Here is a 13,184-nt window from a genome sequence, read left to right as displayed (position 1 = left end):
GTCGGAAGCAGGAACCCGCCGAGACGACTGCGCAAGGAGCCATCCATGCGTAGCGTGGTAGGAATCTCCGGCCTTCAGGCCGGGGAGGATGTCAAAAGACCTCAGCTGCCCAACACTGTGCAGCTGACAAAAAATACAGTTCTCTTGGGAGAGGAGCCGAGGGTGGTGGCGTTGGCGGCGCGGAGCGCTTGGGAGCGGATCCACCGGTTGGGAAAGGGGCGGCAAATGCTAACGTCAGAGTAGGGATCTTTCCGCTGGGCAAGGGATCCCGTTACCCTGGTTTTTGGCTTTTTCCCCAAGATCTGGATGTTGAGAGCTGGAATTGTCGGCCTGCCCAACGTAGGCAAATCTACCTTGTTCAACGCCCTCTGTGAAAATGCCAAAGCCGAGGCGGCCAACTTTCCCTTCTGCACCATTGAGCCGAATGTGGGGCGGGTGGCGGTGCCCGACGAGCGCTTGCAGGTGCTGGCCAAGATCAGCGGTTCTGCCGAGATCATCCCCAGCCAAATCGAGTTTGTGGATATTGCCGGGCTGGTGGCTGGAGCCAGCAAGGGGGAGGGTCTGGGCAACCAGTTTCTCTCCCACATTCGCCAGGTGGACGCCGTGGTGCACGTGGTGCGCTGCTTCCAAGACGAGAACATTGTGCATGTGGCGGGTTCGGTGGATCCCTTGCGGGATATCGGGGTGATCAACTTGGAGCTAGCCTTGGCGGATTTGGCCCAGATCGAGCGGCGCATAGAGCGGGTGCGCAAGCAGGCCAAGTCCGACAAAACCGCCCAACTGGAGTTGCAGGCTCTGGAACAATTACAGGCTGCCTTGGACGAGGGCAAGCCGGCTCGCCTGGTACCCCTCAGCCCAGAAGAAGAGCAGTTGATCAAAGGGTTGGGGCTGCTCACCCGTAAAAAAGTCATCTACGCCGCCAATGTGGCGGAAACGGATCTGGCCAGCGGCAATGCCTGGGTGGAGCAGGTGCGGCAATTTGCCGAGGCGGAAGGGGCAGGTGTGGTGGTGGTCTCAGCCCAGGTGGAGGCGGAACTGGTGGAGCTGCCCCCCGACGAGCGACAGGCCTATCTGGATTCGTTAGGGGTAAAAGAGGGCGGGCTGAAATCTCTCATCCGAGCCACCTACGAGCTGTTGGGCTTGCGCACCTACTTTACCTCTGGCCCCAAAGAAACCCGCGCTTGGACGATTCCAGTCGGCGCCACAGCCCCTCAGGCAGCCGGGGTGATCCACTCCGATTTTGAGCGGGGCTTCATCCGGGCCGAGACGGTGGCCTATGCCGATCTGGTGGCGGCGGGATCCCTGAATGCCGCCAAAGAAAAGGGCCTGCTGCGCAGCGAAGGCAAAGACTACGTCGTCCAGGAAGGGGACGTGATGCACTTCCGCTTCAATGTCTAGTTCCCTATCCTCCTGCATCTCTCAGGCAAGCTGGGTTTTCTCAGAAACTGAAGACTTGCTCCCTGTCTTTAGGCAAAAAGACTTAACCCGCCCTGGACAAGGGATCCCAGCTTGGCGCCTTAGCTCCAGTTGGGTCTGAGAAGCAGCCCTTTCCTGAGAGAACTGTTGACGCTGTAACGAAACATCACAATAATTGGACTAGATAAACAAATGTTTTAGGGATGTATTGATGGATCTGCTGCAATACGGCCCGATGGCCTGGGTTTACATGGCAATCTTTGCCTCTATCATTTGGTGCATCTGGGGTCGTTCCGAAGACGACATCATGTTCTAGCCAGAGCGGGAGAGCTTCCTCTGTCGGCGGGGGCCATTCCTTGCGCTTGAGCCGGCAGGGGCAGCCTTTCACCAATCGTGGCTCTGTAAGGACGTTGTAAAAAATTTTGTAGAATCCTGTTGGGCTTGCGCCAGCCTTGGGATTGACGGCAATACCATCCTAGGCAGTGGGAGACTTTTCCCCCTGCTTTTGCAACACGGCAGCCTGCAGCGGTTATGGGTGTTACCAGCTTGATCTCCCGACGTCCTCTGCCTGGGGCAGAACAGACGCCAGAGGGCTACCGTCTTTCTTGGCGGGGCGTTGGGGTGATGGGGGTGCTAAACGTTACCCCCGACAGCTTCAGCGATGGCGGCCAGTGGGGATCTGCAGAAGCGGCTGTGCAGGCAGCCAAAGCCATGGCAGCGGCAGGGGCCTTGATCGTGGATATTGGCGGCGAGTCCACCCGTCCGGGAGCGGAGCCGGTATCGGTGGAGGTGGAATGCGACCGAGTCTTGCCCGTGATCCGGGCCCTGGAAGGATCCGGGATCCCCATCAGCGTCGATACGCGCAGAACGGAGGTGGCGGCTGCGGCTTTGGCTGCCGGGGCGCACATCATCAACGATGTCAGCGGGCTGCGGGATCCCCAAATGATACAGGTCTGTGCCGAAAAGGGGGTGCCGGCGGTGATCATGCACATGCGGGGAGAACCGCGCACCATGCAGCAGCAGACCGACTATGCTGACCTGGAGGGGGAGGTTTTCGGTTTTCTCAGGGAACAGGCAGAGCGGGCCCTGGCAGCGGGCGTGCCCAGCGTTGTTTTGGATCCGGGCTTGGGCTTTGCCAAAACTGCTGAGCAGAATGTAACCCTGCTCAAAGCCCTACCGCGGCTGGTGGCCTACGGCTACCCAGTTTTGGTGGGGGCATCCCGCAAAAGTTTTGTGGGCAAGCTTTCCGGCATTGCCGTGCCCAGCGAGCGAGACAGCGCCAGCGTGGCCGTGCACCTGTTTGCAGCCAGCCGGGGAGCTGCCCTGGTACGGGTTCATAACGTGCCGGCTCATGTTTCCGCCCTTGCCACTTGGGAAGCTCTGCACCATGACGCAGGGTAGGCTGGTGCTGCAGGGCCTCGTCTTTCATGCTTACCACGGCCACTGCCCGGAGGAAGCGGTTTTGGGCGGGCGCTTTGTGGTGGATGTGGAGATGCAGCTTTCCCTGGCCCAGATCCAGGATGACCTCTCTGGCACAGTGGACTATGCCCAAGTGTATGAGATGGTGCGGCAGGAGGTGACCGGCCAGCGCCGCCGCTTGATCGAGACCTTGGCAGACCAGATTGCAGAGCGGCTGTGGCAGAGCTATCCCCAACTGGAGGCCCTAACTGTGCGGGTTCACAAGCCCCATGCTCCCCTGCCGGGGCTGTTCGATGATGTTTACGTAGAGATCGACCGTCGCCGATCTGTATGAATCCCGACCTGGCCTACATTGCCCTGGGAAGCAACTTGGGGGATCCGCTGCAGCAGTTGCGCCTGGCTGTGCAGAAGCTGCCCCAGCTGGGAGAGGTGGTGGCCTGTTCCAGTCTCTACCGCAGCCCAGCCCAAGGGGGGCCACCCGGACAGCCTGACTACCTTAACGCAGTGGTGGCGTTGGATCCCTTTCCCCCCTACCAGTCTCCCCTGGAGTTGCTCGGGGCGCTGCTGGCCATCGAGCAGGAGGCAGGACGGGTGCGGCGCATCCGCTGGGAGGCCAGAACCCTGGATTTGGATCTGCTGGCCATGGGCAGCCGCATCCTGAACAGCCCTGAGCTGACGTTGCCCCACCCCCGCATGATGGAACGTGCTTTTGTCTTAGCTCCCTTGGGGGAGATCGCTCCCGACTGGCGTCACCCTGAGACCGGTGTGGGGGTCAAAGAGGCACTCATCAGTTTGGATCAGTCCTGGCTGGAGCGCACAACCCTCGGCTGGGAGTAAGAAAGAGTTTGGTAAGCTGGTTAGGGATTTCGGCAAAAGGGATCCCATGGACAGCCTCCAACTCTGGCAGCGCTACTGCGATTGGCTTTACTACCATCCCGGCCTGGAGATTTTCGTCGATATCAGCCGCATCCGTTTCACTCCCCCTCAGGTGGAAGCGCTACGGCCTCGCTTTGCCCAGGCTTTTGCCGATATGCAGGCTTTGGAGGCAGGAGCCATTGCCAACCCCGACGAAGGCCGCCAGGTGGGCCACTATTGGCTGCGGGCGCCCGAGCTGGCTCCCACCCCTGAAATCCGGCAGGCCATTCAGGATTCCATTGAGCGAGTGGAAACCTTTGCCGAAAAGATCCATCGCGGAACCATCCCGGCCAGCGGGGGGGGACGGTTCACCGAGCTGCTCTGCATCGGCATTGGCGGCTCAGCTCTGGGGCCGCAATTTGTGGCGGAGGCCCTGGCTCCGCTGCACCCCCCCCTGAACATCCACTTCATCGACAACACGGATCCCGACGGGTTTGACCGGGTGCTGGGGCGGCTGGCAGACCAACTGGGGCAAACCCTGGTGATCACCACCTCCAAATCCGGCGGCACCCCAGAGCCCCGCAATGGCTTGGTGGAGGTGAAGCTGGCCTACCAAAAAGCCGGGATCCCTTTTTCTGCCCATGCGGTGGCCATCACCGGCCCCGGCAGCCAATTGGAGCAGCAGGCGCGGCAGGAGGGGTGGTTGGAGGTCTTCCCCATCTTCGACTGGGTGGGGGGGCGCACCTCCGAAACGTCCCCGGTGGGCCTGTTGCCGGCAGCGTTGCAGGGCATTGATATCCGGGCTTTGCTGGCCGGGGCAGCCACCATGGATGAGGCCACCCGCCTGCCCCACCTGGAGCGCAATCCCGCCGCCCTGCTGGCCATGGCCTGGTACATCGTCGGTCAAGGGCAAGGGCGCAAGGACATGGTGGTTTTGCCCTACAAGGATCGCCTGCTGCTGTTTAGCCGTTACTTACAACAGTTGGTGATGGAATCCCTGGGCAAATCCCACGATCTAAACGGCAACCGTGTGGAGCAGGGCATCGCCGTTTACGGCAACAAGGGCACCACCGACCAACATGCCTACGTCCAGCAGTTGCGGGATGGCTTGAACAACTTCTTTGTCACCTTCATCGAGGTGCTTCAGGATCGGGAGCCCGGGATCCCTTCCCCCTTCGTGGAGCCGCAGGTGACCAGTGGTGACTACCTGAGCGGCCTGCTGCAGGGTACCCGCCAGGCCCTCTACGAAAACGGTCGCGACTCCATTACCGTGACGCTGCCACGGGTAGATGCCCGCTCGGTGGGGGCCTTGATCGCCCTCTACGAACGAGCCGTGGGCCTCTATGCCTCCCTAATCCAGATCAACGCCTACCATCAACCGGGGGTGGAAGCAGGCAAAAAAGCCGCCAGCGCCGTCTTGGAGCTGCAACGGCGATTGCTAGAGACGGTGCAGGAGCACCAGGGATCCCTGACTTTGCCCCAACTGGCAGAGAAACTGGGCTGCCCGGAGCGCATAGAAACCCTGTACTGGATTGTGCGGCACTTGCACGCCAATGGCCGCGGAGTGCTCTTGACAGGGGATCCCGCCCGCCCCCTGGAGCTGAGCATCCAGCCCCGGCCCGCTTGATCCTCTGATTTCCTGGATTGGGTGTGGAGCGCAGGCTTGAGTTGGCCAATCTGTACCTGGCCTTAAGCCCTTCCCAGCCAGCCGGCCCGCCTGCCTAGAATCGAGCAAGAGTCCACTCCAGGAGGAGACTATGGATCAATCTGCTGCCGTCCTACCCTTACAGACTCCGAAAGATGTCTCCATCGAAGATATTGAGCGGGAGCTGAACAAGATCTGGTCTTCCAAAGGAGAGAGCGTTGCCGCCCGCGCTGCCACCTTTACCCTGGTGGTGTACGAATCTCTGGACGATGCGCTGTTGCTACCTTCTCCCACCGTCGAGGCCATCGCCACCCAAAACCCCTGTCGCGTCATTGACCTGCGAGCCAAACGGGAGGGATCTGCAGACGATGCCATCGAGGCCCAGGTGGCCGCCTATTGCCCGGTGACCCGCGAGCAGCGCAGCTCGTTGGTCTGTTGCGAATACATCACCCTGAAAGCGCCCGAATCGGCCTTTGTGCGGGCCTGCAGCACCGTTGCCTCGCTGCTGATCCCCAACTTGCCCACCTTTTTGTGGTGGCAAGGGGATCTGGATTTGAACAGCTTGCTGTTTCAAAAATTGGTGGCTCTGAGCAACCGGGTCATCGTCGATTCACGGGGCTTTGTCAATCCAGAAGAAGATCTGCAGGAAATCCACCTCTTGGTGGGTGAGGGGCGCCACTGTGGGGATCTCAACTGGCGGCGGCTGCTGCCTTGGCAGGAACTCACCGCCCAAGCCTTTGACCCTCCCGACCGGCGGGAGTCCCTATACCTCGTAGATCGCGTGAACCTCGACTACAAAGCCGGCAATCCCTGCCAGGCGTTCCTTTTCCTGGGCTGGCTGGCCGGTCGCCTGGGATGGACTCCCACAGAGCGGGTTCAGGCTCAAGAACACGATTACAAGATTGACCGCATCCGCTTTCAAACCCAAATGGGCGGCGAGGTGATGGCAGAACTGGCCGCTGTGCCCTTGGCCTCGGAAATCAGCCAGCCGGGGGATCTCATCGGGCTGCGCCTCACCTCCAGCAACCAAGAAGCCGACGCCTGTACTGTGCTGTGCTCCGAAATCACAGGGTGTATGCGCATGGAAGCCATGGGGGGCGCTCAGAGATGTGTGGTTCGCCAGGTGGCTCCCCTGGAGCAGGATTCCCTCGACACCCTGCTGGCTGCCGAGTTGCAGCGGCTTGGCCCCGACTACCTCTACGAAGAAACCCTAGGGGTGGTGGATCAGATGCTGAAGCTGGGCAAAAGCTGAGATCTGCTTCTGGTTTAAGTGACATACTCCCGCACTCATGCTGATGCAAAGCGCTCCGCGCCGCTAAAGCGAGAGAGTGCGGGCTTCAAGGACTCCGTCCCGCTGACGCGAACAGTGACTCCGGTTAGCGCTCCGCGCTGCTAGCGCGAAAAGGACGGGATGCCCCACCACCCTGTACTTGATGTTTATAGCGGCAGTGTATAAAACCCCGCTACTTTTTATGTTTATGGCACCAGTCAAGGACAAAACATCATGTCCCCGCCTTTCATCCCGACTCTCACCCTGGATAGTGGCTAGCCACTAGTCACTAGTCACTAGCCCCTAATAGAGGGCGGGGCTTCCCAGCGGTGTAGCTAACGGGGTGCAGGGGCAATCAGTCCCGCGCCCTGTCCACAGGGTGAGCGCCGGGAGGATGTTATAGTAGCTACAGAGGGGTCGGCTAGCTGCGCAAGGTCACCGGAAATTGTGTTGCCAACTGCGCCCTCACCTGGTTTTGCAGAGCTTCTACCTCCGCATCCGTGAGGGTGCGATCGGGAGCACGGTACACCAGGCGGAAGGCAAGGCTGCGCTGCCCTGCAGGTACGCCTTGACCACGGTACTCGTCGAAAAGCTGCACCGATTGGAGAAGTGCTCCGCCCGCTCGACGGATAACCTTCTCGATCTCACCAACGGCAAGGTCGAGTGGCGCAAAGAAGGCGATATCCCGATCGGCAGCAGGAAAGGGCGAAAAGGGGACAAATTGCACAATGCCCCGTCTCTCCAGGCTTTCCAGCAAGGGATCCAACTGCAGCTCAAACCCATAGACCTGATCTGGCAGCCCCTTTTCCTGACAGAGGCGGGGGTGCAGTTGCCCGAACAAACCGATGCGGGATCCCTCAATCCACAAACTGGCCTGGCGACCGGGGTGAAGCAGGGACGATTGCTCTTCAGGGGGATCCAGACGAAACTCCGGGCCAAATCCCAGCCGCTCCAGAGCGGAGACCAGCAGCCCCTTGGCCTCGAACCAGTCCATGGGTCGGTTGCGGTGCTGCCAATCGTGGGGATTGGGATCCCCGCCCAAGATACCGCCGATATGCTCAGCTTCCCGGTAAGGGTGGGGGTTGGGGGGAAGGGCATGGGCAAAAACACGACCGATTTCAAAGGCTTGGAGCGGGCCGTTGCCTTGATCCCAGTTGAAGCGGAAGGCCTCCACCAGGCCGGGAAGTAGCGCATTGCGCACGGCTGAATATTCAGGCGAAAGTGGATTGGCAATCCTCACCAAAGATCCATCCTCCTCCGCCGGGCAGAGGGAGATGTGATATACCTCTGTCAGGCCAATGCCGCGCAGCACTTCTCGGATCTGGCGGGTGAACGTTTCCCGCGCCGAAAGGGATCCCACCTGCGGCTCGGTGGGTAGGGTTTCTGAGAAGCGGTCATAGCCGTAGAGACGGGCAAACTCCTCGATGAGGTCGATCTCCCGCTCAATGTCCCGCAGGCGATAGGGGGGAACGACGACCTGCCAAACACAGCTGGCCACGGTTGCCGTCTCGGTAGCGGGGGAGAGGGCACTCTGGGAATTGGCCCCTTCGCAACGGGAGAGCTGAAAGCCCAAGGCAGATAGGATCTCCTCCACATCCGCCGCCTGCACCTCGTCCCCCAACACATCGATCAGCCGCGACAGCCGCAATTTCAGGGTGCGTTCCAGGGGGGGCCGCTGGTCAAAGGTGGTGAGGCCGGCCACTGCTCCCCCTGCCAGTTCCAGGATCAACTGCACCGCCCGATCCCGGGCCTGATCGAGGGTGGCAAAGTTAACCCCTCGCTCATAGCGGGTGGAAGCCTCGGTGCGCAGACCTTGAGACCGGGCCGAGCGCCGCGTCACCGCTGGATCGAATAGGGCTGCTTCCAAGAAAATGCGAGTGGTGGTCGAGCTGACTTCGGTTTCTTCCCCTCCCATGACCCCGGCCAGAGCTACCGGTTGGCTGCCGGCCACAATGAGATGACTGTCGGCTTGCAAGGTGCGGGTTTGGCCGTCCAAGGTCTTTAAGGTTTCTCCCGGCTGGGCCAAGCGCACCTCGATGGTGGGTTTTTTCTTGCCCATGACCTGGAGCAGGCGATCCCAGTCGAAGGCGTGCAAAGGCTGGCCCCATTCCAGCAGGATCAGGTTGGTAACATCCACTACGTTGTTGATGGATCGCATGCCGGCAGCGGCCAGTCGGTGTTTTAGCCAGTCGGGGGAAGGGCCGACTTTCACCCCTTCGATCAACACGCCACTGTAGGCGGGGCAGGCTTTGGCGTCGGCAATGCGCAACTGAAAGTTGGGGATGGGCTTGGTTTGGAGAGGCTGGACGGGGGGCAGGCGCAGCGGGTTGCGGGTGAGGGCAGCCACTTCGCGGGCGATCCCCACCATGCTCAGGGCATCGGCCCGGTTGGCGGTGGAAGTGAGATCCAGCACCACATCGTCCAAGCCTAGAAGGGGGCGCACATCAGAGCCAAGCGGATGAACCTCCAGATCCAAGTCGGGCGGGAATTCGTGGATCCCTTCGGAAGATTTCTCCAGCCCCAGCTCTGCCAGAGAGCAGATCATGCCCTCCGAGATCACCCCCCGCTTGTCGGCTTTGGCAATGGTGAGGGAGAGGGCGGGCAAATGGGTGCCGGGTGTAGCCACTGCTACCAGGATCCCAGGGCGGGCGTTGGCAGCTCCACAGACAATGGTGGCAGGCCGATTGGATCCCAAATCCACCTGGCAAACCTGCAGCTTGTCGGCGTTGGGGTGAGGCTCGGCAGCCAGGATCTTGCCCAAAACCACCCCCTCTGCCCAGGTGCGGCGGTCTTCGATCTCTTCCACTTCAAACCCCGCCAGGGTGAGGGCCTCTCCCAGTTCTTCGGGTGAAAGTTGGAAATCCACCAGTTCTCGCAGCCACTTCAAGGAGATGCGCATCGCTGAGCCATCGGTGCAAACGCCGCACCCATTATCGCTCACCTGGCCCTCTTCTCCAGCTGGGATCCTTGCCCAAGGCAGAACAGACAAGAGGCGCCTCCGGACTCATCGGTCTCATCAGGGGGAGAGAGGGGGATGCTAAAACGGTGAAGGCGACGGCTAAGGTCAGATCCAGCGGATGGCAAGGTGAGGAAAGATGAAGGAAGACTGGGCAAAACGGTTGCGCAACGGGCTGGTTGCCGCGGCAGCTGTGCTCTTAGCGGTGGGTTTGTTTTTGGCCAGCCAGGGTCGTCAGGCGGGCAGCAACCTAGAGGCTCTAGCCCAAGAGGCCATACCTTGGGAGCAAGCTCAGGCCAATGGCAAACCTTCTTTGGTGGAGTTTTATGCCGATTGGTGCAGCACCTGTCGTGCCATGGCACCCCTCCTGGCCAGCCTGAAACAGGAATTTGCCGATCAAGTCAACTTTGTCATGCTCAATGTGGATAATCCCAAGTGGCTGCCGGAGCTGAGCCGCTACCGGGTGAACGGCATCCCTCATTTTCTGTTTTTGGATCGGCAGGGAGAAGTGCTGGGATCGGCGATTGGCGAACAGCCGCCGTCGATTCTGCGAGCCAATGTGTTGGCTCTGGCAACCGGACAGCCCCTGCAGTTGACCAACATCGGGCCGGTGTCTGAGCTGGAGCGGAGCGGGCCTATCCTCCCCAGTCAGCCGGATCCCCGCAGTCATGGTTAGGAGTTTGGTCCAGGGTTTTGTTGTCTTGGACACAGGCGGAAAGGTCTGGCCTCGGTTTGATCTGATATTGGATAACTTCTATCCATTCTCGTAGCTCACAAGAACAGGCCATGGCTGTCGAGACAACACCGATTTTGCCGGATCCGCAACGGTTGATCCCGAGCGAGCGCCTCAGACAACTGAATGTCCGCTCCAATTCAGCCGGGCTCCGGCAGCTTTTGGGACATTTGGCGGTGATGGCGGTGAGTGGCAGCCTGTGGGTGACCCAGAAAGGTGTCAATGGCTGGATTGCCCTGCCGGCGCTGGTGGTTTACGGGGCCAGTTTGGCGACGATGTTTGCTGCTTTGCACGAATGTGTACACCGCACCGCTTTTGCCAGCCCAAAACTGAATGACGGGGTAGCCTGGGTGGCGGGCTTGCTCTCATTTTACAACAGCACTTTTTATCGCCGATACCACAAATGGCACCACCGCTATACCCAGATTCCGGGCAAGGATCCGGAGCTGGAGGATCCCAAACCCCAGAGCTGGCCGGAGTATTTGCTCGAGCTGAGCGGCTTGACTTGGTGGATCGGCAAGGTGAAGACCTACATCCGCATAGCCAGCGGCCAGTTGCAAGGCTATCCCTACATTCCTGAATCGGCCCGCCAAGAGGTCATTCGTTCGGTGCGGTTGCAGCTAGGGATCTATGGCCTTGGGAGCTTGCTCTCCCTTCTGCTGGGGGATCCCTGGATAGTGTGGCTGTGGCTGTTGCCTTTGGCGGTAGGGCAGCCGATCTTGCGCTTCATTTTGTTGGCAGAGCACACAGGCTGTAGCCAAACCGAGGATCCCTTCTCCAATACCCGTACCACCCTTACCCTTTGGCCAATCCGCTTTTTGATGTGGAATATGCCTTACCATGCTGAGCATCACCTTTACCCCTCCATTCCATTTCATGCTTTGGCCGATGCCCATCAATACCTCAAGCCCCATCTGGCTCATCTAGGGCAGGGGTATGTGCGGGTTCATCGTCAGGTGATTGAACAATTTCAGGCATGACTCACTACACCTGGAGCCTGAACGATTTTCAGCTACAGTGCGGGATCCAACTGCCCCAAATCACGCTCGCCTACGCCACCTACGGGACTCTTTCCCCCCGAAAAGACAACCTGATCCTCTACCCCACCTCCTATGGGGCTCAGCATCCCGACCTGGAGTGGCTGATTCGTCCCGACGGCATCCTCAACCCGCAGCGGTGGTTTATCCTCATTCCCAATATGCTGGGCAATGGCCTTTCCACTTCCCCCAGCAACGATCCAGCCTGTGGCTTGCGGGAAGATGGCTTCTGGTTTAGCCACTGGGACAATGTGCGCCTGCAGGAGAGCCTGATTCGCCAACACTTTGGGATCGAACGCATCCGCCTGATCTACGGCTGGTCGATGGGGGCTCAGCAAGCCTATCACTGGGGATCCCTGTTTCCTGAGCGGGTGGAACGGATCGTAGCCCTCTGCGGCACCGCCAAGACCACAGTTCACAATCGGGTTTTTCTGGAGAGTTTGCGCTCAGCCCTAACTGCCGATCCCGCCTGGAACGGTCGTCGATTTACGGGTGTCCCAGAGCGGGGTCTGCGAGCTTTTGCCCACATCTACGCCAGTTGGGCTGTTTCCCAACCTTTTTTCAACCAAAAATGCTATGAATCCTTGGGGTATGCCTCTCTCGAAGATTATCTAGAGCGAGGCTGGGAGGCCAATTACCGCCGCCGGGATCCGCAGAATTTGCTATCGATGATCGAAACCTGGATTCGCTGCGATATCAGCGACAACCCCATTCACCGGGGAGATTATCGGGCTGCTTTGAGGGCAATTCAGGCCCAAACATTGGTGATGCCCGCCCAGACGGATTTGTATTTCACCCCAGAAGATTGTCGGGCTGAGGCAGAATGGATCCCGAACGCGGTTTACAAGATCATCCCCTCCATTTGGGGGCACCGGGCCGGTAATCCTCATCAAAACCCCGAGGATGAAGCTTTTATTCGCACAGCCGTGCAGGAGTTCCTGGAGAGCTGAGGGCACCTACACAGATCCTACACAGATTGCAGGCGCAGGTGTTGCACCAGAGCCTGTAGCCCCAACAGGTAGCTTTGCGCCCCAAAACCACTGATTTGCCCAATCGCTACGGCGGCGATGTAAGAGTGCTGGCGGAAGGGCTCGCGGCGATGGATGTTGCTTAGGTGGACTTCCACAGTGGGCAATCCTACGGCTGCAATGGCATCTCGGAGAGCAATGCTGGTGTGGGTATAGGCGCCGGGGTTGATCAGAATGCCGACATGCTGCTGGCGGGCACGGTGAATGGCATCGATGAGCACCCCCTCATGGTTGGACTGGAGAATCTCCAGCTTCGCCCCTAGCATTTCTGCCTGCCGATGCAGAGCCTGATCGATCTGCTCTAGGGATACTGAGCCGTAGATGCCCACCTCTCGCACCCCCAGCAGGTTGAGGTTGGGGCCATGCAGTACCAAGAGGCTGAGAGGCTCGCCGCCGGGGGCAATGGCAGTCGGATTAACGACGACGATGGGATCCATCTTCTACCGGAATGGGAGCAGGTTGAGGCTGGGGGTTCCCCAGCAGGGTGTCGATCACACGTTCCACCCATTCCCGGATCTTTTCCAGCACCTTTTCTACCCAATCCATCCGATCTGCCTCGCGAGGTTTTACGAAGGGAGTTTATTCGACGGACTTCTATGATAGCGCTTCTTTCCGAGGGGTGTAGAGCTGACTGGCTGGCCGGCCTTTTTCCCCAGCAGGGATCCCTTGTTTTGCCTACCCTTTTACAAGAATCTGAAGAAAATCCAAAACCCCTCAGCCAGACCAGTTCTTCAGCTAGAAATCGCAGGAGCCCCGCACTGTACCCGTAGGGTCAGTGCCGGGAGGAATGCGCTTTGATGAAGTACAATGAACTTATGAGCCAAG

The 13,184-nt window shown here is 59.6% G+C and carries 13 protein-coding genes; 10 read left to right on the top strand and 3 right to left on the bottom strand.

The window, feature by feature from the left end; translation table 11 throughout:
- From ACVWXF_RS13250 to ACVWXF_RS13220, 7 genes are all read left to right on the top strand, one after another.
- Nucleotides 1–243: hypothetical protein (locus ACVWXF_RS13250; RefSeq protein ID WP_457404373.1), on the top strand; the 243-nt coding region annotated here is incomplete at its 5' end.
- A gap of 63 nt (nucleotides 244–306) precedes the next feature.
- Complete coding sequence (gene ychF, locus ACVWXF_RS13245) at nucleotides 307–1,398, top strand: redox-regulated ATPase YchF (protein ID WP_011434459.1); 1,092 nt, start codon at nucleotides 307–309, stop codon at nucleotides 1,396–1,398.
- Between the two features lie 549 nt (nucleotides 1,399–1,947).
- Nucleotides 1,948–2,817, top strand: a complete 870-nt coding sequence (gene folP / locus ACVWXF_RS13240) for a dihydropteroate synthase (RefSeq protein ID WP_414350029.1) — start codon at nucleotides 1,948–1,950, stop codon at nucleotides 2,815–2,817.
- Complete coding sequence (gene folB / locus ACVWXF_RS13235; protein WP_457474622.1) at nucleotides 2,804–3,169, top strand: dihydroneopterin aldolase; 366 nt, start codon at nucleotides 2,804–2,806, stop codon at nucleotides 3,167–3,169. Before folP ends, folB begins: the two co-directional genes overlap by 14 nt.
- Nucleotides 3,166–3,672, top strand: coding sequence for a 2-amino-4-hydroxy-6-hydroxymethyldihydropteridine diphosphokinase (gene folK / locus ACVWXF_RS13230; RefSeq protein WP_457474621.1), 507 nt, complete (start codon nucleotides 3,166–3,168; stop codon nucleotides 3,670–3,672). Before folB ends, folK begins: the two co-directional genes overlap by 4 nt.
- Nucleotides 3,673–3,718: 46 nt before the next feature.
- On the top strand, nucleotides 3,719–5,317 hold the full coding sequence (locus tag ACVWXF_RS13225; protein WP_414329749.1) for a glucose-6-phosphate isomerase: 1,599 nt from the start codon (nucleotides 3,719–3,721) through the stop codon (nucleotides 5,315–5,317).
- 130 nt (nucleotides 5,318–5,447) lie between these two features.
- A complete protein-coding gene (locus tag ACVWXF_RS13220) occupies nucleotides 5,448–6,587 on the top strand; it encodes a glucose-6-phosphate dehydrogenase assembly protein OpcA (RefSeq protein WP_414342551.1) in 1,140 nt (379 codons plus the stop codon).
- Nucleotides 6,588–7,026: 439 nt separating this feature from the next.
- On the opposite strand, the gene pheT is transcribed toward ACVWXF_RS13220, so the two are convergent.
- Complete coding sequence (gene pheT, locus ACVWXF_RS13215; RefSeq protein WP_457474623.1) at nucleotides 7,027–9,504, bottom strand: phenylalanine--tRNA ligase subunit beta; 2,478 nt, start codon at nucleotides 9,502–9,504, stop codon at nucleotides 7,027–7,029.
- Between the two features lie 196 nt (nucleotides 9,505–9,700).
- Here pheT and ACVWXF_RS13210 point away from each other — a divergent pair, with 196 nt between their 5' ends.
- From ACVWXF_RS13210 to ACVWXF_RS13200, 3 genes are all read left to right on the top strand, one after another.
- Nucleotides 9,701–10,237 (top strand): thioredoxin domain-containing protein, encoded by a 537-nt coding sequence (locus ACVWXF_RS13210; RefSeq protein WP_457474620.1) that lies wholly within the window; start codon nucleotides 9,701–9,703, stop codon nucleotides 10,235–10,237.
- Nucleotides 10,238–10,347: 110 nt separating this feature from the next.
- Nucleotides 10,348–11,274 (top strand): fatty acid desaturase family protein, encoded by a 927-nt coding sequence (locus ACVWXF_RS13205; RefSeq protein ID WP_011434450.1) that lies wholly within the window; start codon nucleotides 10,348–10,350, stop codon nucleotides 11,272–11,274.
- Nucleotides 11,271–12,281, top strand: coding sequence for an alpha/beta fold hydrolase (locus ACVWXF_RS13200; protein ID WP_011434449.1), 1,011 nt, complete (start codon nucleotides 11,271–11,273; stop codon nucleotides 12,279–12,281). The genes ACVWXF_RS13205 and ACVWXF_RS13200 overlap by 4 nt, the downstream gene beginning before the upstream one ends.
- A gap of 17 nt (nucleotides 12,282–12,298) precedes the next feature.
- Here ACVWXF_RS13200 and aroQ read toward each other — a convergent pair whose 3' ends face one another.
- Both aroQ and ACVWXF_RS13190 read right to left on the bottom strand, forming a co-directional pair.
- A complete protein-coding gene (gene aroQ, locus ACVWXF_RS13195) occupies nucleotides 12,299–12,796 on the bottom strand; it encodes a type II 3-dehydroquinate dehydratase (protein ID WP_414344089.1) in 498 nt (165 codons plus the stop codon).
- A complete protein-coding gene (locus tag ACVWXF_RS13190) occupies nucleotides 12,774–12,905 on the bottom strand; it encodes a hypothetical protein (RefSeq protein ID WP_011434447.1) in 132 nt (43 codons plus the stop codon). The genes aroQ and ACVWXF_RS13190 overlap by 23 nt, the downstream gene beginning before the upstream one ends.
- Nucleotides 12,906–13,184: the final 279 nt, after the last annotated feature.

It is taken from the genome of Thermostichus sp. MS-CIW-40, from assembly GCF_054058315.1.
This window is presented reverse-complemented; position numbering and strand designations above follow the sequence as displayed.

Excerpts from the sequence above, each read along its gene's own strand:
- folK (WP_457474621.1), top strand. The coding sequence starts at position 3,166 with ATGAATCCCGACCTGGCCTACATTGCCCTGGGAAGCAACTTGGGGGAT.
- ACVWXF_RS13205 (WP_011434450.1), top strand. The coding sequence starts at position 10,348 with ATGGCTGTCGAGACAACACCGATTTTGCCGGATCCGCAACGGTTGATC.
- ACVWXF_RS13200 (WP_011434449.1), top strand. The coding sequence starts at position 11,271 with ATGACTCACTACACCTGGAGCCTGAACGATTTTCAGCTACAGTGCGGG.
- ACVWXF_RS13225 (WP_414329749.1), top strand. The coding sequence starts at position 3,719 with ATGGACAGCCTCCAACTCTGGCAGCGCTACTGCGATTGGCTTTACTAC.
- folP (WP_414350029.1), top strand. The coding sequence starts at position 1,948 with ATGGGTGTTACCAGCTTGATCTCCCGACGTCCTCTGCCTGGGGCAGAA.
- folB (WP_457474622.1), top strand. The coding sequence starts at position 2,804 with ATGACGCAGGGTAGGCTGGTGCTGCAGGGCCTCGTCTTTCATGCTTAC.
- ychF (WP_011434459.1), top strand. The coding sequence starts at position 307 with ATGTTGAGAGCTGGAATTGTCGGCCTGCCCAACGTAGGCAAATCTACC.
- ACVWXF_RS13190 (WP_011434447.1), bottom strand. The coding sequence starts at position 12,905 with ATGGATTGGGTAGAAAAGGTGCTGGAAAAGATCCGGGAATGGGTGGAA.
- pheT (WP_457474623.1), bottom strand. The coding sequence starts at position 9,504 with ATGCGCATCTCCTTGAAGTGGCTGCGAGAACTGGTGGATTTCCAACTT.
- ACVWXF_RS13210 (WP_457474620.1), top strand. The coding sequence starts at position 9,701 with ATGAAGGAAGACTGGGCAAAACGGTTGCGCAACGGGCTGGTTGCCGCG.
- ACVWXF_RS13220 (WP_414342551.1), top strand. The coding sequence starts at position 5,448 with ATGGATCAATCTGCTGCCGTCCTACCCTTACAGACTCCGAAAGATGTC.
- aroQ (WP_414344089.1), bottom strand. The coding sequence starts at position 12,796 with ATGGATCCCATCGTCGTCGTTAATCCGACTGCCATTGCCCCCGGCGGC.